The organism is Naasia sp. SYSU D00948 (genome assembly GCF_017916515.1).
Taxonomy (GTDB): domain Bacteria; phylum Actinomycetota; class Actinomycetes; order Actinomycetales; family Microbacteriaceae; genus Naasia.
In genome coordinates, this window is the sequence record NZ_JAFMTA010000001.1 from 2,605,492 (window position 1) to 2,630,773 (window position 25,282).

The 25,282-nt window shown below is 71.8% G+C and carries 21 protein-coding genes; 9 read left to right on the forward strand and 12 right to left on the reverse strand.

The features are described 5' to 3' along the window. Positions 1 to 33: 33 nt before the first annotated feature. Positions 34 to 2,481, reverse strand: a complete 2,448-nt coding sequence (locus J3P30_RS12205) for a DNA topoisomerase (ATP-hydrolyzing) subunit A (protein ID WP_210481294.1) — start codon at positions 2,479 to 2,481, stop codon at positions 34 to 36. 131 nt (positions 2,482 to 2,612) lie between these two features. Here J3P30_RS12205 and J3P30_RS12210 point away from each other — a divergent pair, with 131 nt between their 5' ends. Beyond that, positions 2,613 to 3,722: an alkaline phosphatase family protein gene (locus tag J3P30_RS12210; protein ID WP_210481989.1), complete on the forward strand. Its 1,110-nt coding sequence runs from the start codon at positions 2,613 to 2,615 to the stop codon at positions 3,720 to 3,722. Between the two features lie 17 nt (positions 3,723 to 3,739). On the opposite strand, the gene sepH is transcribed toward J3P30_RS12210, so the two are convergent. After that, the gene (gene sepH / locus J3P30_RS12215; RefSeq protein ID WP_210481295.1) at positions 3,740 to 4,798 is read right to left on the reverse strand and encodes a septation protein SepH; all 1,059 of its coding nucleotides are present in this window, start codon (positions 4,796 to 4,798) and stop codon (positions 3,740 to 3,742) included. Positions 4,799 to 4,983: 185 nt separating this feature from the next. Here sepH and J3P30_RS12220 point away from each other — a divergent pair, with 185 nt between their 5' ends. Further along, positions 4,984 to 5,277 (forward strand): DUF4193 domain-containing protein, encoded by a 294-nt coding sequence (locus tag J3P30_RS12220; protein ID WP_210481296.1) that lies wholly within the window; start codon positions 4,984 to 4,986, stop codon positions 5,275 to 5,277. 30 nt (positions 5,278 to 5,307) lie between these two features. Here J3P30_RS12220 and J3P30_RS12225 read toward each other — a convergent pair whose 3' ends face one another. Then, positions 5,308 to 5,766 (reverse strand): DUF3093 domain-containing protein, encoded by a 459-nt coding sequence (locus J3P30_RS12225; protein ID WP_307807493.1) that lies wholly within the window; start codon positions 5,764 to 5,766, stop codon positions 5,308 to 5,310. 38 nt (positions 5,767 to 5,804) lie between these two features. On the opposite strand from J3P30_RS12225, the gene dut reads away from it, so the two are divergent. The 5 genes from dut to dxs all read left to right on the forward strand — a co-directional run bounded on the left by dut (position 5,805) and on the right by dxs (position 12,612). After that, on the forward strand, positions 5,805 to 6,275 hold the full coding sequence (gene dut, locus J3P30_RS12230; RefSeq protein ID WP_210481297.1) for a dUTP diphosphatase: 471 nt from the start codon (positions 5,805 to 5,807) through the stop codon (positions 6,273 to 6,275). After that, a complete protein-coding gene (locus tag J3P30_RS12235; protein ID WP_210481298.1) occupies positions 6,272 to 6,901 on the forward strand; it encodes a DUF3710 domain-containing protein in 630 nt (209 codons plus the stop codon). Before dut ends, J3P30_RS12235 begins: the two co-directional genes overlap by 4 nt. After that, a complete protein-coding gene (locus J3P30_RS12240) occupies positions 6,898 to 7,617 on the forward strand; it encodes a DUF3159 domain-containing protein (RefSeq protein ID WP_210481299.1) in 720 nt (239 codons plus the stop codon). Before J3P30_RS12235 ends, J3P30_RS12240 begins: the two co-directional genes overlap by 4 nt. Positions 7,618 to 7,766: 149 nt before the next feature. Then, positions 7,767 to 10,610, forward strand: coding sequence for an aconitate hydratase (locus J3P30_RS12245; protein ID WP_210481300.1), 2,844 nt, complete (start codon positions 7,767 to 7,769; stop codon positions 10,608 to 10,610). Positions 10,611 to 10,671: 61 nt separating this feature from the next. Next, positions 10,672 to 12,612: a 1-deoxy-D-xylulose-5-phosphate synthase gene (dxs, locus tag J3P30_RS12250; protein ID WP_210481301.1), complete on the forward strand. Its 1,941-nt coding sequence runs from the start codon at positions 10,672 to 10,674 to the stop codon at positions 12,610 to 12,612. A gap of 205 nt (positions 12,613 to 12,817) precedes the next feature. Here the strand turns inward: dxs and J3P30_RS12255 are convergent, their stop codons facing one another. The 6 genes from J3P30_RS12255 to J3P30_RS12280 form a co-directional block, all read right to left on the reverse strand. After that, complete coding sequence (locus J3P30_RS12255) at positions 12,818 to 13,360, reverse strand: dihydrofolate reductase family protein (protein ID WP_210481302.1); 543 nt, start codon at positions 13,358 to 13,360, stop codon at positions 12,818 to 12,820. A 125-nt stretch (positions 13,361 to 13,485) separates the two neighbouring features. Continuing rightward, on the reverse strand, positions 13,486 to 14,868 hold the full coding sequence (gene gdhA, locus J3P30_RS12260; RefSeq protein WP_210481303.1) for an NADP-specific glutamate dehydrogenase: 1,383 nt from the start codon (positions 14,866 to 14,868) through the stop codon (positions 13,486 to 13,488). 230 nt (positions 14,869 to 15,098) lie between these two features. Continuing rightward, complete coding sequence (locus J3P30_RS12265; RefSeq protein ID WP_210481304.1) at positions 15,099 to 17,276, reverse strand: 3-hydroxyacyl-CoA dehydrogenase NAD-binding domain-containing protein; 2,178 nt, start codon at positions 17,274 to 17,276, stop codon at positions 15,099 to 15,101. Beyond that, positions 17,273 to 18,532, reverse strand: a complete 1,260-nt coding sequence (locus tag J3P30_RS12270) for a thiolase family protein (RefSeq protein ID WP_210481305.1) — start codon at positions 18,530 to 18,532, stop codon at positions 17,273 to 17,275. The genes J3P30_RS12265 and J3P30_RS12270 overlap by 4 nt, the downstream gene beginning before the upstream one ends. Positions 18,533 to 18,665: 133 nt before the next feature. Further along, on the reverse strand, positions 18,666 to 19,877 hold the full coding sequence (locus tag J3P30_RS12275) for an HRDC domain-containing protein (protein ID WP_246853347.1): 1,212 nt from the start codon (positions 19,875 to 19,877) through the stop codon (positions 18,666 to 18,668). 46 nt (positions 19,878 to 19,923) lie between these two features. Beyond that, positions 19,924 to 20,517 carry a DUF3000 domain-containing protein gene (locus tag J3P30_RS12280; protein ID WP_210481307.1) on the reverse strand — a complete coding sequence of 198 codons (594 nt, stop codon included), beginning with the start codon at positions 20,515 to 20,517 and terminating at the stop codon, positions 19,924 to 19,926. A 127-nt stretch (positions 20,518 to 20,644) separates the two neighbouring features. Here J3P30_RS12280 and J3P30_RS12285 point away from each other — a divergent pair, with 127 nt between their 5' ends. Then, positions 20,645 to 21,844: an alpha/beta fold hydrolase gene (locus J3P30_RS12285; protein ID WP_307807494.1), complete on the forward strand. Its 1,200-nt coding sequence runs from the start codon at positions 20,645 to 20,647 to the stop codon at positions 21,842 to 21,844. Here the strand turns inward: J3P30_RS12285 and J3P30_RS12290 are convergent. From J3P30_RS12290 to J3P30_RS12300, 3 genes are read right to left on the reverse strand one after another with little or no spacing between them, the layout of a single operon-like run. Next, positions 21,829 to 22,551 carry a dihydrofolate reductase family protein gene (locus J3P30_RS12290; RefSeq protein ID WP_210481308.1) on the reverse strand — a complete coding sequence of 241 codons (723 nt, stop codon included), beginning with the start codon at positions 22,549 to 22,551 and terminating at the stop codon, positions 21,829 to 21,831. The genes J3P30_RS12285 and J3P30_RS12290 overlap by 16 nt on opposite strands. Position 22,552: 1 nt before the next feature. Next, complete coding sequence (locus J3P30_RS12295) at positions 22,553 to 22,984, reverse strand: SufE family protein (protein WP_210481309.1); 432 nt, start codon at positions 22,982 to 22,984, stop codon at positions 22,553 to 22,555. A gap of 48 nt (positions 22,985 to 23,032) precedes the next feature. Continuing rightward, positions 23,033 to 23,926: a sulfurtransferase gene (locus tag J3P30_RS12300; protein ID WP_210481310.1), complete on the reverse strand. Its 894-nt coding sequence runs from the start codon at positions 23,924 to 23,926 to the stop codon at positions 23,033 to 23,035. Between the two features lie 161 nt (positions 23,927 to 24,087). On the opposite strand from J3P30_RS12300, the gene zapE reads away from it, so the two are divergent. Beyond that, entirely contained in the window at positions 24,088 to 25,116 is a 1,029-nt protein-coding gene (zapE, locus tag J3P30_RS12305; RefSeq protein ID WP_307807495.1) for a cell division protein ZapE, read from the forward strand. The last annotated feature ends 166 nt before the right edge of the window (positions 25,117 to 25,282 follow it).

Consider the following 25,282-nt stretch of genomic DNA (forward strand, 5'->3'; position numbering starts at 1 on the left):
CGGCGCTGCTGACGGCGCTTGGCCGCCGGTGCCTCAGGACCCGAGCGCCGAGCCGATCGACCCCACGACGCCGTCGAGCGGGGAGCCGGAGGCGTCCCGCCGTGCGCCGAGCTCGGGCAGGGTGCGCGCGCTGCCGTCCGGTCCCACCGCGAGGGCGGGGTCGGTGCCCACCCAGGCCAGGGACAGCCCGTCCTCGCCCTTCAGGAACCCGTGCGCCCGGACGCCGCCCGTCGCGCGGCCCTTCGCAGGGAAGTCGACGAAGAGCGAGACCTTGGCGCGGCCGGGGTCGGCGCCCGGGAGGGTGCCCGAGCCGGTCGAGATCGTGGCGACCACGGCGTGCTCCGGCTTCGGCACCGCGCCGAAGAAGAGGACCCGCGCGCCGCTGCCGAGGTTTATGCCCGCCATGCCGCCGGCCGCGACGCCCTGCGGCCTCACGGTGGACGCCGGGAAGTGCAGGAGCTGGGCGTCGGAGGCGACGAACACGAGCTCCGCGTCGTCGCCGCACTGGGCCGCGCCGACGACCTCGTCACCGGGCTTGAGGGCGATCACCTCGAAGTCCGGGCGGTTCGGGTACATCCCCGGGACGATGCGCTTGACGACGCCCTCGCGGGTGCCGAGCGCGATCGGCGAGTCGGCGGTGAGCGACACGAGGGCGACGACGCGCTCGCCCTTCGGCAGCGAGAGGTACTCCCCGATCTTCGCGCCCGCCCCCAGCTGCACGGAGTTGCCGGGGACCACCGGCAGGTCGACGGGGGAGAACCGGACCACGCGCCCGGTGCTCGTGAGCGCGCCGAGTTCGCCGCGGCTGGTGGCCGGGACCTGGGAGAGGAGGGCGTCGTGCTTGCTGCGGCGCGACGGGCGGTGCAGCTCGCCGTCCTCCGGCAGGTCGATCCGGACCGCGCGGCCGGTCGTCGAGAGCACGACGACGCAGGGCACGTCGGCGATCTCCAGGGAGGACGCCTTCTTGCCGCGGGAGCTGCCGGCGAGCGACGGCGGGGCCTCGGTCAGCAGCGTCCTGCGCGGGGTGCCGTACTTGTCCGCGGTGGCCTCGAGCTCGTTGCTCACCACCTCGCGGATGCGCTGCTCGCTGCCGAGCAGCTCCTCGAGGTACGCGATCTCCTCCTTCAGAGCATCCCGCTCGGCCTCGAGCTCGATGCGGGAGAACCGGGTGAGGCGGCGCAGGCGCAGCTCGAGGATGTACTCGGCCTGCACATGGGAGAGGTCGAAGACGTCGATGAGGCGGGTCCGCGCCTGCTCGCTGTCGTCGCTGCCGCGGATGACCTGGATGACCTCGTCGATGTCCAGGATCGCGATGAGGAGGCCCTCGACGAGGTGCAGCCGCTCGCGGCGCCGCGCGAGGCGGTAGCGGGTGCGCCGTGTGACGACCTCGACCCGGTGGCCGATGTAGACGCGGAGCAGGTCGAGCAGCCCGAGGGTGCGCGGGCCGCCGTCGACGAGGGCCACGTTGTTGATGCTCATCGACTCCTCGAGGGGCGTGTACCGGTACAGCTGCTCGAGCACGGCCTCGGGGCTGAACCCGGTCTTGATGCCGATGACGAGGCGGAGCCCGTTCTTCCGATCCGTGAGGTCGTTGACGTCCGAGATGCCCTGGAGCTTCTTGGCGTTGACGCCGTCCTTGATCTTCTCGATCACGCGCTCCGGCCCGACGAGGTAGGGCAGCTCGGTGACGACGAGCCCGACCTTGCGCGGGGTGATGTTCTCGATGGAGACGCGGGCGCGCGTGCGGAAGGTGCCGCGTCCCGTCGCGTACGCCTCGCGGATGCCGTCGAGGCCCGAGATGGTGCCGCCGCCCGGCAGGTCGGGGCCCGGGATGAACCGCATGACGTCCTCGAGGGAGGCATCCGGGTTCTCGATGAGGTGCCGGGCCCCCGCGACCACCTCGATGAGGTTGTGCGGGGCCATGTTGGTGGCCATGCCGACCGCGATGCCGCTCGCGCCGTTCACGAGGAGGTTCGGGAACGCGGCGGGCAGGACGTCCGGCTGGGTGAGCTGGTTGTCGTAGTTCGGCACGAAGTCCACGACGTCCTCGCCGAGGTCCTCGACCATCGCCACGGCCGCCGGCGCGAGGCGCGCCTCCGTGTAGCGGGAGGCGGCGGGGCCGTCGTCGAGGGACCCGAAGTTGCCGTGCCCGTCGATGAGGGGCAGCCGCATGGTGAAGGGCTGGGCGAGGCGGACGAGCGCGTCGTAGATCGCGGAGTCGCCGTGGGGGTGGAGCTTGCCCATGACCTCGCCGACGACGCGGGCCGACTTCACGTGGCCGCGGTCGGGCCAGAGGCCCATCTCGGCCATCTGGTACAGGATGCGCCGCTGGACCGGCTTGAGCCCGTCGCGGGCGTCCGGAAGGGCGCGGGAGTAGATGACCGAGTAGGCGTACTCGAGGAACGACCCCTGCATCTCGGAGGAGACGTCGACGTCCTCGATCCGCTCGGTCCCGCCGGGGGGAACCTGGGTGCTCGTCATCGCGCGCGCCGCTCTCGTCGCATGCTCGTTCTGCCGTTCGCTCGATCCGCGCCGGGAGGGCGCGACGGGAGCCGTCGGGCCGGCTCGGGGATGGTCAGGGCCGCTGTGCCAGACTGACCCGGGTGTCCCTCATGGTACGCGGAGGCCCGGAGCTCGACGCCGTTCTCCCCAGCTGTGTCGCCGCCCTCGAAGGGAGACCGAACGTCCTGGGACTGCCCGAGGCCCGGTCGGTGATCGTCGTCGTCGTGGACGGGCTCGGCGCCTCCGCCCTGAAGGCGCGCAAGGGGCATGCCCGGACCATGGGCGGCGCGCTCACCAAGTCCTCGGTCATCTCGACGGGAGTCCCGACGACGACCGCCGCCGCCCTCACCACGCTGATGACCGGCGAGCCGCCGGGCCGGCACGGGGTCGTCGGCTACTCCGTCCTCGATCCGGACACGGACCGGGTCGTCAACCAGCTGAACGGCTGGGGCGACGGCAGTGTCGACCCGCTGACGTGGCAGCGGATGCCGACCGTGTTCGAGACAGGCGACCTGCGGGCCGTCGCGGTGGGCGCGAAGCGGTACCGCTCGTCCGGGTTCACCCGCGCGACCCTGCGCGGCGCCGAGTACGTGGTGGGGGACTCGATCGAGGACCGGTTCGAGGCGGCGCTCGAGGCCGTCCGGTCGGCGCCCGGCACGCTCGTCTACCTGTACATCCCCGAGCTGGACCAGGCCGCGCACGCGGACGGCTGGCAGTCGGACGAGTGGACCGCGGCGCTCGAGGAGGCCGATTCCTCGCTCACCGCGGCGCTGCCCGCCCTGGGTCGGGGCGACCGGCTCCTCGTGACCGCCGACCACGGCATCCTCGACGTCCCCGGCCACCGGCACGTGCTCATCGACGAGCACCACGAGCTCATCGACGGCGTCCGGCACGTGGCGGGGGAGCCGCGGATGCTCCACCTCTACCTCGAGCCGGAGCTCGCCGGCGGCGATCGCACCGCTCTGCTCGAGCGGTGGCGCGCCGCCGAGGGCACCCGGGCCTGGGTGCGCAGCCGAGCGGAGGCCGTGGCCGAGGGCTGGTTCGGCGCGGTGGACGCCGAGGTGGAGCCGCGGATCGGCGACATCCTGGTCGCCGCCCGCGGCTCCGTCGCCTACTACGACACCCGCACCGCGACGGTCGGCTCGCGGGCCATGATCGGCCAGCACGGGTCGTGGACTCCCGAGGAGACGCGCGTCCCCCTGCTCCGGTTCTCGGGCTGACACGGGCGGCGGAGCCGTCAGGCCGGGTCGTCCTCCGGCTTCGCCCCGAACACGATCTCGTCCCAGCTCGGCATCGACGTCCGCCCGCGGCGCTTCGGCACCGGGCCGGTCTTCGTCGTCACCGGAGCCGTCTTGGGCCGGACCTCGGTCGTGTCCACCTGCTCCGTCCGGGCGCGCTCCAGCACCCGGAGCCCGCCGGGCGCCGCCGGCGTGGTGTGGGGCTGCTCGTCCTCGTAGGAGGCCGCCTCACGCTCGCCGCGACGACGGCGGAGCGCCTCGAGGAGGTCCGCCGTGTCCGCCGGCTCGGGCGCCGGAGGCTGCTCGCCCCGGATGACCGGCAGGGAGCCGGTGCGCGGAGGGATGCGGATCCGCCCGGTGGGGGTCTGGTCGACCGGAACCACCGGGTCCGGGATGTCGCCCTCCTCGAGCGGGAACTCGAACGCGGCCGAGTCGAAGCGGGACGAGTCCGGCGGCTCGGGCGCGACCGCCCGGAGGCGGGGCAGGAGGGTCGAGCCGATGTCGTCCTGCTGCGACAGCGCGGTCGCCTCGCCGTTGAGCGGGGTGAGGTGCTGCTTCTTGGGGTCGAACGCCCAGCGGGCGTCGTGGTCGATGCCGTCGGCGGTGAAGCTCAGCTTCACGATCCAGCCGCCCTCGGGCTCCTTCCAGCTCGCCCAGCGCGTCCCCGTCGCGGACAGCTGCTCCAGGCGCTCCTCGAGCACCGATCCGAACGTGAGCGGGTCGCCGTCCGGGTCCTCCGTCGCGCGAGCCGACAGCACGGGGACGCCCAGGGCGGACTCCACCATGTACTGGCGCTCGGCCAGGATCGGTCCCTCGTACCGCTGCACGTACTCGAGCGCGGCGCCCGTGTACTTGGCGACCTGCTCCGCGGACATGCCGCCGCGGATGTAGGTCTGGATCTCGCGAGGAGTGGAACGGCGGGTCGCGATGCTTCCCGTCGGTGTGCCCCGGAGTTTGGAGCGGAGCTCGTCGTCGAGCTGGATACGGAACTCTGTGCCGTCCTCTGCGGTGGCCACGATGGCCCCGTGCTCGACGGCGACGGCTTTCAGATTCTGCATGCCTGTCGCCTCCCGTTGGTCGTCCTCAGGATGGCATCGGGTGGGGCGTTTCCCGCGGAATAGGTGGGGCGTGCCGCGAGTTGATCGGGAGTCGGCCTCGGGCGCGCCCCCTGGTTTGCAATCGATAGGCCGATGGATCACACTGTCTCCGCCGATTCCGGCGGATAGCGAAGAAGTGGATGGGAATGGCGACCGATTACGACGCCCCACGCAAGACGGACGATGACTCCGAGTCGATCGAAGCTCTGAAGGAGCGCGTCCCGGACAAGCTCGCCGCGGTCATCGACGTCGAGGACGCCGACAACCCCGGCAGCTTCGACCTCCCCGGTGCGGACCTCTCCGACCTCGACCTCGACGTCGTCGTCCTTCCGCCTCAGGCGGACGAGTTCACCTGCGTGTCCTGCTTCCTGGTGAAGCACCGCTCGCAGCTCTCGGAGGAGACGAAGCTCGGCCCGGTCTGCCAGGAGTGCCTGGCCTGACGAGCCCGACCCGGACGACCCCGCCGCCACTCACGTGGCAGGCGGGGTTTCTCTTTGTCCCCCCTGCCGCAGGGCGGCGACGAGCTCCTCGGGGCGCCGGGTGGAGACGAGCCAGTAGGGCGCGGGATCGGCGGGGTCCGTGATGTGCACCCGGACGACCGGGTCCACCCAGCCGCGCAGGCACAGCCACGCGCGGGCGTCGAGGTCCACGCCCCGCGCCGCGGTCGCCGCGGCGCCCCGGAAGGCCTCCGGATCCGCCGTGAAGGAGAGGGGGATGCGCGCCGAGCCCGCGCGGAACTCCCCGTCGGCCACCTCGATGACCGGGGCCCAGCGGATCAGCCCGAGCACGGCCGCCCCGAAGAGCCCGATCCCCACCGCGATCCCCGCGGCCAGCGAGATGGGCGTGAAGACGAGCAGGCTCGCCGGCACGAGGAGCAGCGCCACCAGGTACATCCACGCAGAGGGCCACAGGCGTTCTCGGTAGGTCACACCTCATTCCACCAGACGCAATCCACTAGCCTCGTTCCGTGCTGCAGAGCGTGCCGGTGCTGATCACGGGCGACCGGATCCCCGCCTATGCGCACCCCGGCGATGCGGGAGCGGACCTCGTCTCCGCCGAGGAGGTCGTGCTCGGGCCGGGGGAGCGGGCGACGGTCGGCACGGGCGTCGCGATCGCCCTGCCGGAGGGCTATGCGGCCTTCGTCGTGCCGCGCAGCGGGCTCGCCGCCCGGCACGGCATCACGATCGTCAACAGCCCCGGCACCGTGGACGCCGGCTACCGCGGCGAGATCCGGGTCACCCTGCTCAACACCGACCGCTCCGAGCCCTACCGGATCAGCCCCGGCGACCGCATCGCGCAGATCATCGTGATGCCGGTGCCGCCCGTCCGGTTCGTGCCCGTCGACGCGCTGCCGGGCTCCGCCCGGGGCACCGGCGGCTTCGGATCGACCGGATACACATCGCCGGCACCTGCCGGCCAGGAAGGACAGCAGTCGTGAGCGACAGCCCCGAGGACCTCTCGCAGCCGAAGTCGGCGCCGGACGACCGGGCGATCAACGGGCCCTTCGACGTCAGCGAGGCGAACGCCGTCCGCCCGTACGTGGACCTCGGCGGCGTCAAGATCGTCCCCCGCGAGGGCCTGCACCTGCGGCTCGAGGTCGAAGAGGGCACGAAGCGGGTCGTGGCCGTCGGACTCGACTACGCCGGGTCGACGCTGCAGGTGCAGCCGTTCGCCGCGCCGCGCTCTGCCGGGCTGTGGCACGAGATCCGCGCCCAGATCGCGGACCAGATCCGCCGGCAGGGCGGCACCACGCAGGAGGCGAACGGGCCCTTCGGTCCGGAGCTCCTCGCGGAGATCCCGGTGTCCGCCGGTCCCGGTCAGCCGCCCACGGCGCGCCTCGCGCGCTTCATCGGCGTCGACGGGCCGCGCTGGTTCCTCCGCGGCGTCATCGCGGGGGAGGGTGCCGTCAACCCGCAGGCGGCGGCCCAGATCGAGGACCTCTTCCGCAGCGTCGTGGTCGTGCGGGGCTCGACCCCGATGCCGCCGCGCGACCTGATCCCGCTCCACGTGCCCGCGCAGGCGGCCGGTCCCGCGACCGGGACGCAGCTGAACGGGGCCGGATGACGGCCGGCCGCGACGACCGGGCTCCGGGCGTCGAGGACGCCCTGGCGCAGGCCGCGAGGCGCGCCGGGTTCGATCGCGCCGCCGGTCCGGTCACGGGCCGCAGCGTGCTCGAGGCCGTCGGGGGGATCCGCGGCATCCTGGAGTCCCTCGTGCCCGGCCTCGTGTTCGTGGTCCTCTTCGCCCTGACGAACCTGCCGCTCGCGCTCGGGGTGTCGGTCGGCCTCGCCGCGGCGTTCGTCGGGCTGAGGGCGCTCCAGCGCAGCCCGGTGGCGCCGGCGGTGGGCGGCCTCCTCGCCGCCGTGGTCTCCGCCGCGCTCGCCCTGATCACCGGGCGGCCCGAGGACAACTTCGTCCTGGGGCTCATCCAGAACGCCGTCTACGGCGGGGTCCTGCTCGCCTCGGTGCTCGTCGGCTGGCCGCTGATCGGCCTCGCCGTCGGCTTCCTGCTCGGCGAGGGCACCGCCTGGCGGAAGGAGCGGCGGAAGTTCGTCGCGATGCAGGGGCTCACGCTGCTCTGGGTCGGCCTGTTCGCGTTGCGCCTGCTCGTGCAGCTTCCCCTCTACTACTCGGGCCAGGTCGAGCTGCTCGGCACGTTCAAGCTGATCATGGGCATCCCGCTGTTCGCGCCGCTGCTGGTGCTGTCGTGGCTGATCGTCCGGGCCGCGTTCCCGGCGCACACGCGGGCGGCGCAGCGCGGGGGCGCCACCGGCTTGTGAGGTAGATTTATCTCGACGTCGAGATATCTTCCGAGGGGGCAAGGCGGCTCCGGTGGGTCAACCCCCACCGGGTCACCGTGGCGTTCGGGCAGTCGGCGGGACACAATCGACCTGGGCGGAGCGCCGCCCTCGCGACGGAGGAGGACGACATGTCCACGGTGAACAGCTTCGGGGCGAAGGACCGCCTCTCGGTCGGCGGGACCGACTACGAGATCTACCGGATCGACAAGGTCGAGGGGTACGAGCGGCTGCCGTACAGCCTCAAGATCCTGCTCGAGAACCTGCTGCGGACCGAGGACGGCGCGAACATCACCGCCGACCACATCCGCGCCCTCGGCGGCTGGGACCCCTCCGCCGAGCCGGACACCGAGATCCAGTTCACGCCCGCCCGCGTGGTCATGCAGGACTTCACCGGCGTCCCCTGCATCGTCGACCTCGCCACCATGCGGGAGGCCGTCGCCATGCTCGGGGGAGACCCCACCCGCATCAACCCGCTCGCCCCCGCCGAGCTCGTCATCGACCACTCGGTCATCGCCGACCTCTTCGGCCAGCCGGACGCCTTCGAGCGCAACGTGGAGATCGAGTACGAGCGCAACGGCGAGCGGTACCAGTTCCTCCGCTGGGGCCAGACCGCCTTCGACGACTTCAAGGTCGTGCCCCCCGGCACGGGCATCGTCCACCAGGTCAACATCGAGTACCTCGCCCGCGTCGTCTACACCCGTGAGGTGCGCGGCGCCCTGCAGGCCTACCCCGACACGCTCGTCGGCACCGACTCCCACACCACGATGGTCAACGGCCTCGGCGTGCTCGGCTGGGGCGTCGGCGGCATCGAGGCCGAGGCGGCGATGCTCGGCCAGCCCGTGTCGATGCTCATCCCGAAGGTGGTCGGCTTCAAGCTGACCGGCTCGATCCCCGCCGGCGTCACCGCCACGGACGTGGTGCTCACGATCACCCAGATGCTGCGCAAGCACGGGGTCGTCGGCAAGTTCGTCGAGTTCTACGGCGCCGGCGTCGCCGAGGTGCCGCTCGCCAACCGCGCCACGATCGGCAACATGAGCCCCGAGTTCGGCTCCACCGCGGCGATCTTCCCGATCGACGCCGTCACGCTCGACTACCTGCGCTTCACCGGGCGCGACGAGGCCCAGGTCCAGCTCGTCGAGGCGTACGCCAAGGAGCAGAGCCTCTGGCACGACCCCTCGAACGAGCCGCAGTTCAGTGAGTACCTCGAGCTCGACCTCGGCACCGTCGTCCCTTCCATCGCCGGTCCGCGCCGTCCTCAGGACCGCATCGAGCTGAGCGTCGCGAAGAGCCAGTTCGAGCACGACCTCGCCGACTACGCGGCCCCCGGCGCGCACACGCTCGTCGACGCCGCCGCGGAGGGCACCTTCCCCGCGTCCGACCCGATCGCGCTGAGCCCGCAGGACGAGGACCACGAGGAGGCCGACGAGATCAGCCACCACCACCAGTTCGAGAGGGGCTACCAGGCTGCGGCCCCGCAGAAGTACTCGAAGCCGGTGCAGGTGACGGGCCAGTACGGCGAGTTCACGCTCGACCACGGCGCCGTCGCGATCGCGGCGATCACGTCGTGCACCAACACGTCGAACCCGTCGGTCATGCTCGCCGCGGGCCTGCTCGCCAAGAAGGCGAGCGAGAAGGGCCTGAAGGCCAAGCCATGGGTGAAGACGACCCTCGCGCCCGGCTCCAAGGTCGTGACGGACTACTACCAGAAGGCCGGCCTCATGGGCCCGCTCGAGGACCTGGGCTTCTACCTCGTGGGCTACGGCTGCACGACGTGCATCGGCAACAGCGGCCCGCTCGAGGAGGAGATCTCCGAGGCGGTGCAGCAGAACGACCTCGCCGTCACCGCGGTGCTCTCCGGGAACCGCAACTTCGAGGGCCGGATCAACCCGGACGTGAAGATGAACTACCTGGCGAGCCCGCCCCTCGTCGTCGCGTACGCCCTGGCCGGGTCGATGCACTTCGACTTCGACAACGACGCGCTGGGCACCGACAGGGACGGCAATCCCGTCTACCTGAAGGACATCTGGCCCGACGCGGCCGAGGTGCAGGCGACGATCGACTCGGCGATCGACACCGGCATGTTCGACAAGCAGTACTCGGCGGTGTTCGAGGGCGACGAGCGCTGGCGGTCCCTGCCGACGCCGAGCGGCGCGACGTTCGAGTGGGACGAGAACTCCACTTACGTCCGGAAGCCCCCGTACTTCGAGGGCATGGAGCTGCAGCCGGCGCCCGTCACGGACATCGCCGGCGCGCGGGTGCTCGCGAAGCTCGGTGACTCGGTGACCACCGACCACATCAGCCCCGCCGGAAGCATCAAGGCGGACAGCCCGGCCGGCCGGTACCTGCTCGAGCACGGCGTGGACCGCAAGGACTTCAACTCCTACGGATCCCGGCGCGGCAACCACGAGGTGATGATCCGCGGCACGTTCGCGAACATCCGGCTGAAGAACCTGCTTCTGGACGGCGTCGAGGGCGGCTACACCCGCGACTTCACCCAGGACGGCGCGCCCCAGTCGTTCATCTACGACGCCGCGCAGAACTATGCGGCCGAGGGCACCCCGCTCGTGATCTTCGGCGGCAAGGAGTACGGCTCCGGGTCCTCGCGCGACTGGGCCGCGAAGGGCACGCGACTGCTCGGCGTCCGCGCCGTGATCTGCGAGAGCTTCGAGCGCATCCACCGCTCGAACCTCATCGGCATGGGCGTGCTCCCGCTGCAGTTCCCGGCGGGGGAGACCTGGGCGAGCCTCGGCCTCGACGGCACCGAGAAGGTGTCGATCACGGGCATCGAGGAACTGAACCAGGGCAGGACTCCGAAGACCGTGCATGTGGTTGCCGAGCCGACCGAGCACTCTCCCGAGGGCAAGCAGACGATCGAGTTCGACGCCGTCGTCCGCATCGACACCCCCGGTGAGGCGGACTACTACCGCAACGGCGGCATCCTCCAGTACGTCCTCCGGTCGCTCGTCGCCTGACCTCGATTCTGGGAGGCCGCTCCGCGCGGCCTCCCAGCGGTCGATGTCTAGACTCGAACAGATGGCCATCCTCGAGACGATCCGCGGACCGCGAGACCTCGACGCCCTGAGCCGCGAGGACCTCGTCCGGCTCGCGGACGAGATCCGCTCGTTCCTCGTGGCCAACGTGTCGAAGACGGGCGGCCACCTGGGTCCGAACCTCGGCGTGGTCGAGCTCACGATCGCGATGCACCGGGTGTTCCAGTCGCCCAAGGACCCCATCGTGTTCGACACCGGGCACCAGTCGTACGTGCACAAGCTGCTGACGGGCCGCCAGGACTTCTCCCGGCTGCGTCAGCTGGGCGGCATCGCCGGGTACCCGCAGCGGAGCGAGTCCGAGCACGACATCGTCGAGAGCTCGCACGCCTCCAGCTCGCTCTCCTGGGCCGACGGCATCTCGCGCGCCTTCTCCGTGACCGGGCAGGACGACCGGCACGTCGTCGCTGTGGTCGGCGACGGGGCGCTCACCGGCGGGATGACCTGGGAGGCCCTGAACAACATCAGCGACGACAACAACCGTCGCCTCGTCATCGTCGTCAACGACAACGGGCGCTCGTACGCGCCCACGATCGGCGGGCTCGCGCGGTTCCTCAACGAGGTGCGGACGCGGCGCTCCTACCGCGACCTCTACCTCTCGTCGCGGCGGTTCTTCGACCGGCTCGGCAAGCCGGGCCGCGCCATCTACCGCGGCACGCGGGGTGCGCTGCACGGCTTCCTCAGCCGCGTCGCGGGCAACCAGGGGATGTACTCGAACCTCGACATCAAGTACATCGGACCGGTGCACGGGCACGACATCGGCGCCCTCGAGGAGGCGTTCCGGCAGGCGAAGCACTACGAGCTGCCCGTCATCGTCCACGTCATCACTCAGAAGGGCCGCGGCTACCAGCCCGCCCTCCAGGACGTGGCGGACCAGTTCCACGCGGTCGGCCAGATCGACCCGGAGACGGGCGAGTCGCTCGAGGCGCCCGGCTCCCCGTCCTGGACCTCGGTGTTCTCGAAGGAGCTCGTCCGGCTCGCCGACCGGAACAAGCGGATCGTCGGGATCACCGCCGCGATGCTGCGGCCGACCGGGCTGCACGCCCTCGCCGAGAAGTACCCGGACCGGGTCTACGACGTGGGCATCGCCGAGCAGCATGCGGCCACGAGCGCGGCGGGTCTCGCGTTCGGCGGACTGCACCCCGTCGTCGCCCTCTACGCGACCTTCGTGAACCGCGCCTTCGACCAGGTGCTCATGGACGTCGCGCTGCACCGCGCGGGCGTCACCTTCGTGCTCGACCGGGCCGGGGTGACGGGACCGGACGGGGCCAGCCATCACGGGATGTGGGATCTCGCGATCCTGCAGGTCGTGCCCGGCATCCGGCTGGCCGCACCGCGCGACGCCAGCCGGCTCCGCGAGGAGCTCGCCGAGGCCGTGGCCGTCGAGGACGGGCCGACCGTGATCCGGTTCCCGAAGGGGGCCGCTGCGGACGACATCCCGGCCGTGGACCGAACCCCCGACGGCGTCGACGTGCTCCGCGTCGGCACGCAGAACGACGTGCTCCTCGTCGCGGTCGGTCCGCTCGCCGGGCTCGCGCTCGAGGTCGCCGACCGGCTGGAGGCGCAGGGCATCGGCGCGACGGTCGTCGACCCGCGCTGGGTCGTGCCGGTGCCCCGCAGCGTCGTGGAGCTCTCGCGCGAGCACCGCATCGTCGCCACGCTCGAGGACGGCATCCGGGTCGGCGGCATCGGCACCCGGGTGCGCCAGGACCTGCGCGAGGCGGGCGTCGACACCGCGCTCACCGAGCTGGGCCTCCCGGACGAGTTCCTCGAGCACGGCTCGCGCGCCCAAATCCTGGAGCGGGCGGGCCTCACCCCGCAGCAGATCGCCCGCGACCTGGTCGCCCAGGTCCTGGGCACCAAGATCCCGGTGGCCCGCCCGGTGCAGGAGCACCGCCCGGCCGTCGAGGAGCACACCGAGCTCTAGCCCGCGCGCCCCCCGCTGGTGCACCCGTCCGTCCGCACCGTGCCCACTCGCGCGGATCAGGAGATTGCACGCGGATCAGGGGATTCCGGCGGTTTCGCACGCGGATCAGGAGAACACGCCGGGTCGCGGCGAGGGGTTCCTGATCCGCGCAGAGGGCGAGGGTCAGTCGCCGGGGTGTTTCCCTGATCCGCGCAGCAGCGGACGGTCAGCCGGCCGCGTGGTACGAGTACACGAGCTCTACGGCGCCCGACTCGAACAGGGTGTGGCGCAGCAGCGCGAGCGGCCGGGTCGGCTCCGCGAGCGGCAGCAGGGGAGCGCCCTTGCCGAGGATGATCGGCATCAGCGTGAGGTGGAACTCGTCCACGAGCTCGAGGTCCGCGGCCTGCGCCGCGACGTCGCCGCCCCCCATGAGCCACACGTTCGTGTCCCCGGCCGCCTCACGCGCATCCTGGATCACCTGCCCGACATCGCCTGCGGCGAAGCGGACGTCCGCGCCCTCGATCGCGGGCAGCTCGCGGTGGGTGACGACCCAGGTCGGGATCTGGGCGTAGGGCCAGGACTCGGTGCCCTCGTCGAGCAGGAACTCGTAGGTCTTCGACCCCATCACGATCGCGCCGACCCCCGCGATGAACCGGTCGTAGTGCTCCTGGTACGGCTCCATGCCGAACTGGAGCAGCCAGTCGATCTTGTTGTCGGCGTCGGCGATGAAGCCGTCGATGGATGAGGCGACGTAGTACTGGACGGCCATACCGCCACCGTACAAGCGCCCCCGGACGCCGCCGAGGGGTTGCCTCGGCAACCGGGGCCGTACCGGAGATCCTGGGCCGCCGTGCCGGCCCGGATGCGCCGCTCCGGCCCGCGTTGGGATCCGGACTAGATGACGCCCAGCGCGAGCATCGCGTCCGCGACGCGGGTGAACCCGGCGACGTTCGCCCCGAGCACGTAGTTGCCCGGCTCGCCGTACTCGTCCGCGGTGGCGGCGCAGCGCTCGTGGATGCCGACCATGATCTCGTGGAGCCGCTGCTCGCTGTGCTCGAAGGACCACGAGTCGCGGGACGCGTTCTGCTGCATCTCGAGCGCGCTGGTCGCGACGCCGCCCGCGTTCGCCGCCTTCCCGGGGCCGAAGAGGACCGACGACTCCGCGAAGACCCGCACCGCCTCCGGCGTGCAGGGCATGTTCGCCCCCTCGGCCACCGCCAGCACGCCGCTGCGGACGAGCGTCCGCGCGTCCGCCTCGTCCAGCTCGTTCTGCGTGGCGCAGGGCAGCGCGACGTCCACGCGCACGGACTCCGCGATGCTCCAGATGCGCGCCCCGGCCCGGTAGTCGGAATCCGCGCCGCGGGCCTCGGCGTAGTCGGACAGCCGGCCCCGGTCCACCTCCTTCACCTGACGGAGGAGGCCGAGGTCGAGACCCTTCTCGTCGTACACGGTGCCGGACGAGTCCGAGCAGCCGACCACGATGCCGCCCAGCTGCTGGACCTTCTCGATCGCGTAGAGCGCGACGTTGCCGGAGCCGGAGACGAGGACGCGCTTGCCGTCGAAGTCCTCGCCGCGGGTCCGGAGCATCTCCTCGGTGAAGACGGTCGCGCCGTAGCCGGTGGCCTCCGTCCGGACGAGCGCGCCGCCCCAGCCGACGCCCTTGCCCGTCAGCACACCCGACTCGTAGCGGTTGGTGATGCGCTTGTACTGGCCGAACAGGTAGCCGATCTCGCGGCCGCCCACGCCGATGTCGCCCGCCGGCACGTCCGTGTACTCGCCGATGTGGCGGTAGAGCTCGGTCATGAAGGACTGGCAGAAGCGCATGACCTCGTTGTCGGACTTCCCCTTCGGGTCGAAGTCGCTGCCGCCCTTGCCGCCGCCGATGGGCATCCCGGTGAGCGCGTTCTTGAACACCTGCTCGAACCCGAGGAACTTCACGGTGCCGAGCAGGACGGACGGGTGGAACCGCAGCCCGCCCTTGTAGGGTCCGAGCGCGGAGTTGAACTCGACGCGGAAGCCGCGGTTGATCTGCACCTGCCCGGCGTCGTCGACCCACGGCACCCGGAAGATGATCTGCCGCTCGGGCTCGCAGATCCGCTCGAGGATCGCCGCCTCGGCGTACTGCGGGTGCTTCTGGATCACGCGGCCCAGGGAGTCGAAGACCTCCCGGGCGGCCTGGTGGAACTCCGTCTCGCCGGGGTTGCGGCGCAGGACGTCGTCGAAGATGGACTCGAGTCGGGCGCTCGCCGTCGTGGGCGGGACGAGGGTGGTGCTCATGGTGCTCTCTCTGAGATGGGGACGCCGGGGCACGGCGGATGAGCAGGATCCCGGGCGGGGCCAGCAGGCTGCGGAACGTCCCGGTCAAGGCTAAGCGGTTGCGCCGCGCTGACCGCGCCCGGGGGCGGGGCTTGCGCAACCGGGGCCGTTCCGGCAGTCGCGGGCCGAAACGCCGGCCCGGAAACGCCGGATCGGCCCGTGTCGCACGACGCGGGCCGATCCGAGGGGGACTACGCGACGGGGGCGGGTTCCTGGGTCCGGTGCGCCGCGCCGCGGATCGGCGGGGTGTGGAACGTGCCGCCGAAGGCGCGCTCCGACGCTCCGACCCGGTCGAGGTACGGGGTGAGGCCGCCCATGTGGAACGGGTACCCCGCGCCGAGGATGAGGCACAGGTCGATGTCCTCGGGCCCGGGCACCACCTGCTCCTCGAGCATGCGGTGCACTTCGTCGGCGAGGCCGTCCTCGAACCGCGCCCGCAGCTCCTCGGCGCTCATCGCCGTGCCCCTGCCCTCGTGCTGGGCGTCCACGATCCGCTGCGCCCGCTTGTCGATGCCCTTGATCTCGCCCTTGCCGTCCTTCTCGTAGATGCGGCCGAGCTCGGCGAGCTGGTGCAGGCTCTCGCTGCGGAAGAAGCGGTCCGGGAAGGCGGCATGGTGCGTGTCGAGGACGTGCGCACCCACCTTGAGCCCGACGAGCTCGAGCAGCACGAAGGGCGTCATCGGGAGGCCGAACGGGCGGATCGCCTCGTCGACGGTGGCGAACGGCGTGCCGGTGTCGACGGCGTGCATCGCCTCGCCGAGCACCTTGGCGAGGATGCGGTTGACGACGAAGCCCGGGGTGTCCCGCGTGATGACGGCGTTCTTCTTGAGCGCCTGGGCGGTCACCATCGCCGTGCTCAGAGTGGCGTCGTCGGTCCTCGGGGCGCGGACCACCTCGACCAGCGGCATCACCGCGACCGGGTTGAAGAAGTGGAAGCCGACGAGGCGCTCCGGATGCTGGAGCTTCTCGCCGATCCGCTCCACGGACAGCGACGAGGTGTTCGTCGCGAGCACGGTCTCGGGGGAGACGTACCGCTCGATGTCGGCGAACACGTCCTGCTTGACCGAGAGCTCCTCGAACACGGCCTCGATGACCCACTCGCAGTCCGCGAAGTGGGCCCTGTCCGTCGTGCCGTGCAGCAGTGCCTTCAGCCGGTTGGCCTCATCACCGTCGATGCGTCCCTTGCCGAGCAGCGCGTCGATCTCGCTCCGGATGGTGGCGAGACCTTTGTCGACGCGGGCCTGGTCGAGGTCCGTGATGACCACGGGCACCTGGAGGCGGCGCAGGAACAGCAGCGCGAACTGCGTGGCCATGAGGCCGGCGCCAACGACGCCGACCTTCGTGATCTTGCGGGCGAGCGCCTTGTCGGGCGCACCGACGGGTCGCTTGGCGCGCTTCTGCACGAGCTCGAACGCATAGATGCTCGCGGCGAACTGGTCGCCCGCGATCAGGTCGGCGAGGACCTCGTCCTCGGCCTCGAACGCCTTCTCCCTGGTCGTGCTCTTCGCAGCCTTGAGCAGGTCGAGGGCGGCGTAGGGGGACCTGGGAACGGTCCCGATCCTGCTCTCCAGGCTCTTCCGGGCGATGCCGATGGCGACATCCCACTTGGCGAGGCGCTCGAGCTTCCCGGGCCTGTTCGGCCGCTTCACCGTGATGCTGCCGCCGAGCACGCCGTCGGCCCAGCGCAGGGAGTCCTCGAGGAAGGTCGCGGCCGGGAACTTCGCGTCCGCGATCCCCATCTCGAACGCCTGGTCCGCGGACAGCATCCGGTTCTGCTTGAGCGGGTTCTCGATCACGACCTTGAGGGCGTTCTCGATGCCGATGAGGTTCGGCAGGAGGTAGGAGCCGCCCCAGCCGGGGATGATGCCGAGGAACACCTCGGGCAGCGCGATCGCCGGCGCGGAGGCGTCCAGGGTCCGGTAGTCGGCGTTGAGGGCGATCTCGAGCCCGCCGCCCAGGGCGAGGCCGTTGATGAACACGAACGACGGCACGCCGAGCGTCGCCTGCTTGCCGAACACGAAGTGCCCGAGCTGCGCGAACTTCCGGCCGACCTCGCGGGACGGGATCTCGCCGACACGGCTGAGGTCGGCGCCCGCCGCGAGGATGAACGGCTTGCCCGTGACGGCCACGCCGTGGATCTCGCCGCGCCCGGCGCGCTCGGCGAGCTCGTCGAAGACGCGCCCGAGCTCCAGGAGGGTGTTGGCGCCGAGCGTGTTGGGGCGCGTGTGGTCGCGCCCGTTGTCGAGCGTGATCAGCGCGAGGAGGCGGCCGCTCGGCAGCCGGACGTCCCGCACGTAGGAGTGCGTCACGACCTCGTCGGGCGAGCCCTCCGCGAGGTCGCTGAAGTCGATGGCGGAGTAGTCGGTCACTTGGACGCCTTCCTGCGCGCGGCGAGCTCCTTGGCTTCCTTGCCGAGTCGCCCGCTGTTCCACTTCTTGCCGTTCCAGTTGGGGTTCTCCCAGACGACGGTGCCGCCCTGACCGAGCCCGATGCAGAGCGCCGTGATGCCGTACCGGACCTCCGGGTAGTCCTCGAAGTGGCGGGCCAGCTGGCTCATGATGCGGACGCCGGAGGCCGCGAGCGGATGGCCGACGGCGATCGCGCCGCCCCAGCGGTTCACCCGCGGGTCCTCGTCGTCGACGCCCCAGTGGTCCAGCAGGGCGAGCACCTGGACGGCGAAGGCCTCGTTGAGCTCGATGAGGCCGATGTCGTCGATCGTGAGTCCCGCCTTGCGCAGCGCCTTGTCGGTCGAGGGGATCGGGCCGAGGCCCATCACCTCCGGCTCGACGCCTGCGTAGGCGAAGCTCACGAGCTTCATCCTGGGCTTGAGGCCGAACTCCTTGGCCGCCTTCGAGCTCGCCATCAGGGCGACGGTCGCACCGTCGGTCAGCGGGGAGGAGTTGCCCGCGGTGACGCGGCCGTGCGGGCGGAACGGCGTCTTGAGGCCGGCCAGGCCCTCCATCGTCGTCTCGGGCCGCATGCCCTCGTCCTGCGTGGCGAGCCCCCAGCCCTGGTCGCTGCGCACCGCGATCGGGATGAGGTCCTTCTGGATCTTCCCGGCGGCGTAGGCGGCGGCCAGCTTGTGCTGGCTGTTCATCGCGTACCGGTCCGCCCGCTCCTTCGTGAGGTGCGGGAAGCGGTCGTGGATGCGCTCCGCAGTCTTGCCCATGTTCAGCGCGTCGGCGCTGACCAGCTTCTCGGCGAGGAAGCGGGGGTTGGGGTCCGCGTCGAGACCCATCGGGTGGCGGCCCATGTGCTCGACGCCTCCCGCGATGGCGACGTCGTAGGCGCCGAAGGCGATCGCTCCCGCGGTGGTCGTGACGCTCGTCATCGCGCCGGCGCACATCCGGTCGATCGCGTAGCCGGGGACCGTCTGCGGAAGACCCGCCAGGATCGCGGAGGTCCGGCCGAGGGTGAGTCCCTGGTCCCCCTGCTGCGTGGTCGCGGCGATCGCGACGTCGTCGACGCGGTCCTTCGGCAGCGACGGGTTCCGCTCGAGGAGGCCGATCATGGCCTTCACGATCAGGTCGTCGGCGCGGGTGCCCCAGTACATGCCCTTCTCGCCGGCCCGCCCGAACGGGGTGCGGACCCCGTCGACGAAGACGACCTCGGTTCCCTCGGCCACGATGACTCCCTTGTTCGCTCGACTGCCTCGAGTGCCCTGTCCCGGCACGACGCGGCGGCTGGGCGCACGGCGCCGCAGCGGGCACGCAGAAGCCTACGGATCGGGGTCGGCGCCCCAAATCCTTTGACCCTTCCTACGAAGCGGCGCTCTCCGCCGCATCGGGGGATTGGCGGGCCGCGACAAAGGCCTCCGCGACCGGTCCGGCGATCGCCTCGACCTGCCACGGACGGGCCCCGAGGGCGGCGAAGGCGGCGGCCACGGAGTCGGCGTCGACCGGCTCCGGCGGCGTCCACGCGACGCGGCGCAGCGTGTCCGGGGTGATCAGGTTCTCGACCGGGAGGTCGAGGTCCTCGGCGATCGCCGTCACCGCCTGGCGCGCCCGCTTCAGGCGCCGGTCGGCATCCGGGTTCCGGTCTGCCCACGCGCGCGGCGGGGGCATCGGGTCGCCGGTGACGCGCAGCTGCGGGAGGTCCTCGGTCGTCAGGCCCTGCTCGATCGCGGCCCACCAGCGGTCGAGCTCGTTCCTGCTGGCGCGGCCGGAGAATTCGCGGAGGGCGGCCAGGTCACGCTTGGTCTTGGGCAGGGCCCGAGCGGCGGCGACGAGCGACGCGTCGGGCACGAGGCGACCGGGGGAGACGTCGAGCGTGCGCGCGAGGTCGTCGCGGGCCCGCCAGAGCTCGCGGGCGACGGCCAGGCCGCGCAGGCCCTTGATCGTGTGGACGCCGGACAGCCGCCGCCACGGCTCGGCGCGCACCGTCGCCTCCCGGTCGAGCACGGCCTGGAACTCCTGCTGGGCGATCGCGGTCTTGCCGGATGTCTCGAGCAGCTCGACCATCCTGTCGCGGAGGTCGACGAGCAGCTCGACGTCGAGCGCGGCGTAGACGAGCCAGGAGTCGGGCAGGGGGCGCGTCGACCAGTCCGCCGCCGAGTGCTCCTTCGCGAGGTGCAGGCCTAGCAGCTCCTCGACCACGTAGGCGAGCCCGACGCGGGAGAACCCGAGCAGGCGGGCGGCCAGCTCGGTGTCGAAGATCCGCTCCGGGTCGAGGCCGACCTCGCGCAGGCACGCGAGGTCCTGGCTCGCCGCGTGCAGGATCCACTCCTCCCCGCGGATCGCGGCCTCGAGCTCGCGGAAGTCGCCGATGGCGGGAGGGTCGAAGAGGAAGGTGCCGGCGCCGCGGCGGTGCACCTGGATGAGGTAGGCGCGCTGCGAGTAGCGGAAGCCGCTCGCGCGCTCGGCGTCGACGGCGACGGGGCCGGTGCCGTGCGTGAGGAGGGAGACGGCTCGGAGGTACCCGGCCCTGGTGTCGGTGACCTCGACGGGCGCGAGCGGCCGCGCGGTGGGCAGGGGAGGAGCGGCGGGAGCGCCCTCGGTCGGGGATTCCGGGGACGCGTCAGCCACGGGCGGCTCGCCGCGCAGACAGCATCGTGACTCCCTCAGCGCCGGGGGGAAGCCCCGCCAGCATGCAGACCAGTTCCGTCCAGCCTTCCACATGAGCGGAGACGTCCGACTCCAGCGGCGTCCAGGACGCGCGCAGCTCGATCTTGGCGCCGTCGCCCTGGGCGGCGAGCTCGCCGAAGCCCGTGGAGATGATCTTCGTCGCGGTGCCGGAGGCCGCGGTGTACTGGGCGCCTCGGGTGTCCAGCGCATCCGTCAGCCAGGACCAGGTGACCTCGGCCAGGAAGGGGTCGAGCCCGATGTCCGGCTCGAGCGGGGCCTGCGCGAAGCACACGATGCGGAAGCGGCCGCCCCACGCCTCGGGCTCGTCCTCGTCGTAGAGGAGCACGAGGCGCCCGGTGCCGAGGTCCAGCTCGACCCCGTGGGGCGTGGGGTTCACGTCGGCCGAGAGCGCGACCGACCAGGGGGCGAGACCGGTGGGGGCCGGGATCGACTCGATCACCACGTCCCGCCGCACGCGAGCGCGCTCGATGGACTCCAGCGCCTCGGCGAACTCGGCGGGGGGAGTGGTGTCTCGGGATGCGCCCACGGCATGAAGACTAGGCCGATCCGATCCGGATGGACGGGCTTCCCGGGCGGTGGGTCGGGCGAGGAGCCGCGCCGGAAGGTGCGCGGCCCCTGTTGGTACCGTGGAGCGAACGATCGGAGGCGAATCGGTGGGACGCAGGGCGCGCACGCTGGCCGGCGTCGCGGTGGCCCTGGGCGGTCTCGCGACCGCCGCGGCGCTGTGGGGCGGAGCGGTCACGACCCGGGTCGCGCGGAGCGTCGTCGTGCCGCCCCGGCGCCGGGTGCAGGACACCCGGGTCCTCTCCTACGACTCCGAGGCGTCGACCGTCTCCCTCAGCGTCACGCAGGACTCGCTCCTGCCCGGGCACTACTCCTTCTGGTTCGACCAGGGGAAGGGGCACGCCCGCCTGGGCGAGATCGTCGACCGCGGTCTCGGCAGCGTGACCCGCGAGGTCCTCGCCGTCGACTTCGGCGACCTCGCGACCGCGGGCACCGGGCGCTTCAGCGGCTGGCTCTACCTGAGCCCGAAGGAGCTCGGAGTCCCGTTCGAGGAGGTCCGCGTGCAGACCTCCCTCGGCGCGGCCCCCGCCTGGCTCGTTCCCGCACCCGACCCGTCCACCCGCTGGGTGATCCAGGTGCACGGCCGGGCGACGCTCCGGCAGGAGACGATCCGCGCCATCCCGGTCTTCCGGGACGCCGGCTACAACTCGCTCCTCATCTCTTACCGGAACGACGGCGAGGCGCCGCCGAGCGAGGACCGGCGCTACGCCCTCGGGGACCGCGAGTGGCTCGACGTTGAGGCGGCGATGCTCTTCGCGCTCGACCGCGGGGCCGAGGAGATCGTCCTGATGGGCTGGTCGATGGGCGGCGCGACCGTGCTGCAGGCCGTGACGAGATCGCGGCTCCGGTCGGTGATCACCGGCGTCGTGCTCGAGTCGCCGGTCGTCAACTGGGTGGAGACCCTCCTCTACCAGGGCGAGGGGATGTCGCTGCCGGGTCCGGTCAAGTCCGGCGTCCTCACGCTGCTGAGCTCGCGCTGGGCGCGGCCGCTGACCGGGCAGGCGCACCCCATCGACCTCGCGCGGCTCGACTTCGTGGCCCGCGCGGGCGAGCTCGACGTGCCCGTGCTCGTGCTGCACAGCGACGACGACGGGTACGTGCCGTCGAACGGCTCCCGCGAGCTCGCGGCCGCCCGGCCCGATCTCGTCACCTTCGTCGGCTTCGAGACGGCGAGGCACACGAAGCTCTGGAACTTCGACCGCGAGCGGTGGGAGTCCTCGATCGCCGCCTGGCTCGCCGAGCGCGCGGCGGCTGCAGGGGCCGACGACGAGGCTCAGCCCGCGGCCTGACCCCTCTCGAGTCCCCACCGCGCGTAGAGGTACCCGCCGTCGTCGGCGAGGAGCGAGCGGAGGGAAGCGGGGAGGGTGCGGCGGAGCCCCGGCAGCAGGGGCAGTCCCGGCGCGTGCAGCATCGGGCTCGTGGTGAGGCAGAGCTCGTCGACGAGGCCTGCGTCGAGCAGGCTCCCGGCCAGGGTCGGGCCGCCTTCGCAGACGACGCCGGGCAGGCCGCGGTCGCGGAGGGCGCCGAGCACCTCGACGGGATCCGGCGTCGAGGAGCGCAGGGGGACGATCTCGACGGCCGCGCTGCGCATCTGGCGCCTGACGAGGGGGATCGCCGCCTCCGGGCAGAGGATGAGCGGCCGGAGGAACGTCTCCCCGAGGCGGTGGCCGGTCAGGTCGCCCGAGCGGGTGACCACCGCCAGCCGGGCGTGCTTCGGAGCGAGGTAGCCCTCGCGGCGCACCGTCCGGGCCCCGACGAGAACGACGTCGGCGTGCTGGCGGATGACGCCGAGGATGCGCCGGTCCAGGCGGCTGCTGAGCGACTCCGAGGTGCCGTCCTGTCCGACGACCGAGCCGTTGATGGACGCGACGAAGTTGAGGCGGACGGATGACGGGGCCGCCGGCGCGTAGAGCTCGGCGAGCCAGTCGCGCGTCTCGGGATCGTCGGCGTCCCGGCTCTCCGCGGGACCGGGGAGGAGCCGTGTGACCGCGGTCACGTCAGGCCGCCGTCTTCTCCGCGACCTGGCGCTTGGCGCGCGCGAGCATCCCGCTCATCCCGCGCACTCGCAGCGGGGAGACCGCCTCGTCGAGCCCGAGCAGGTGCGGGTAGTCGCCGGGCACGGCGAGGACGTCCTGAGCCGACAGCCCGCTGAGGCCCTGCACCAGGATCGAGGCGAACCCGCGCGTCGTGGGCGCCTCGCGCGGTGCCGTGGCATGCATCCGGACCGCGCCGTCCTCGACCTCGAGGTCGATGAACACGGGCGCCTGGCACTCGATCACGCGCTCGAACAGGTCGTCGCGGTCCTTCAGGTGGTCCGGCAGGGGCGGGAGCTCGTTGGCGAACTCGAGGAGCAGCTGCAGCCGTTCCTTGAGATCGAGCGCGAGGAACTCGTCGCGGATCTCGGTGAGGGAGGGGGGCAGCGCGGGCATGCCCCCGATTCTCTCACCCCGCCGAGGAGTGCCCGGCGACCCTCCTGCTCAGACGGAGCCGGGCTCGGTGCCCTTGGTGATCGGCACGCGGACTGCGCTGCCCCACTCGGTCCACGAGCCGTCGTAGTTGCGGACCTTGTCGAAGCCGAGCAGGTGATGCAGCACGAACCACGTGTGGCTCGACCGCTCGCCGATGCGGCAGTAGGCGATGATGTCGTCGCCCTCGGACAGGCCGACCTCGCCCCGGTAGATGGACTCGAGGTCCTGCTTCGGCTTGAACGTGCCGTCGTCGGCCGCGGCGCGCACCCAGGGCACGTTCTTCGCGGTCGGGATGTGGCCGGCGCGGAGGGCGCTCTCCTCCGGATAGGCGGGCGCGGTGGTCCGCAGGCCCGAGTACTCCTCGGGGCTGCGGACGTCGATCAGGGGGACCTGTCCGAGCGATGCCAGCACGTCGTCCCGGAACGCACGGACCCTGCGGTCGTCGCGCTCGACGACCGGGTAGTCGGTGGGGGCGGGGGAGGGTGCGTCGGTGGTGAACGGCCGGCCCTCGGCCTCCCACTTGGCGCGCCCGCCGTCGAGCAGTCGCACGTCCTCGTGGCCGAACAGCGTGAACACCCACAGCGCGTAGGCGGCCCACCAGTTGCTCTTGTCGCCGTAGATCACGACGGTGCTGTCGCGGGCGATGCCCTTGGACGAGGCGAGAGCCGCGAACCCGTTCCCGTCGACGTAGTCGCGATTCACCGGGTCGTTGAGCTCGGTGTGCCAGTCGATCTTGACCGCGCCGGGGATGTGGCCCGTCTCGTAGAGCAGCACGTCCTCGTCGGACTCGACCACCACGAGGCCCGGGGTGCCGAGGTTCTCCGCCAGCCAGTCGGTGCTGACCAGACGCTCGGGATGCGCGTAGTCGCGGAACTGCGGGGCCGGATCTGCGGCGACGGGCATGGGGTCCTCTCCGGTGCGGGGCGCTGGTCGGCGCGCAGCCGCGGTCTAAGCTGGTTCCGGTCGCGCTGTGCGCGCGAGCACACTCGAATCTACGCCAGCAGCTCCGTCCCGGAGCACGGCGGGTAAGAGTTCGACACATCGCTTCGACGCAGGGTGGGCCCGTGACCGTTGCCGTGAATCCCGGAAGCCTGGTCACCCGCTCCCCGCGGCTCTCGGGCTCGGAGATGGCCGCGTACCTGGTCCCGCCGCGCCAGTTCGAGCACGCCACGCTCGAGAACTACCGGCCGGACCCCGACTATCCGTCGCAGGCCCAGGCGCTCGACACGATGCGCCGCTTCGCGGCCGCGTGGTCGCCGCGCACCGGCGGTGGATGGTTCCGGCGGCAGAAGAAGGTGCAGCCCGGCAAGCCCGGTGTCTACCTCGACGGAGGCTTCGGCGTCGGCAAGACGCACCTCCTCGCCGCGCTCTGGCACCTCGCGCCCTCGCCCCGCTACTTCGGCACGTTCATCGAGTACACGGCGCTCGTGGGGGCGATCGGCTACCGGGACACGGTGCACCTGCTGAGCGGGTCGAGCCTCGTCGCGATCGACGAGTTCGAGCTCGACGACCCGGGCGACACCATGGTGATGACGCGACTCCTGGGCGAGCTCGTGGCCTCCGGCACCCGGATCGCCGCCACCTCGAACACGCCGCCCAACGCCCTGGGCGAGGGCCGGTTCGCGGCGTCCGACTTCCTGCGCGAGATCCACTCGATGGCGGCGAACTTCGACGTGACGCGCATCGACGGACTCGACTACCGGCGCCGGCACGTCGAGGGCACCGCCGTCACGGTGCCGGCCGGCGAGGTCGCCGCGCGTGCCGCCGCCCTCGCCGACGGCGGCGAATGGACGCTGGACCGCTTCCCGGACGTCATCGCGCACCTCGCGCAGGTGCACCCGTCCCGCTACATCAAGCTCGTCGAGGGTCTCTCCGTCGCGGGCTTCGAGGAGGTCGCGCCGCTGTCCGGCCAGACCGACGCCCTCCGCTTCGTCGCGCTCGTCGACCGGCTCTACGACGCCCAGGTGCGCATCGTGGCGAGCGGGACGCCCCTCGACCAGGTGTTCGGCGAGGACATGCTCGCCGGCGGCTACCGCAAGAAGTACCTGAGGGCGATGTCCCGTCTGATCGCCCTGACGGAAGGTTCGGAGTAGAGCCCCAGCTCTCCGAAACCCACTGTTTACAGAAGCGGCTCTCGTGTAACGGTCGCGAAACACGCCTCTCCATCCGGTGAAACCTCGAGCCACAACAATGAGGCCGTACCCGAGGCAGGTCCCCTGCGCGCCACCCGAGTCGGCGCGCCAGCGGGCAGACCTTCGC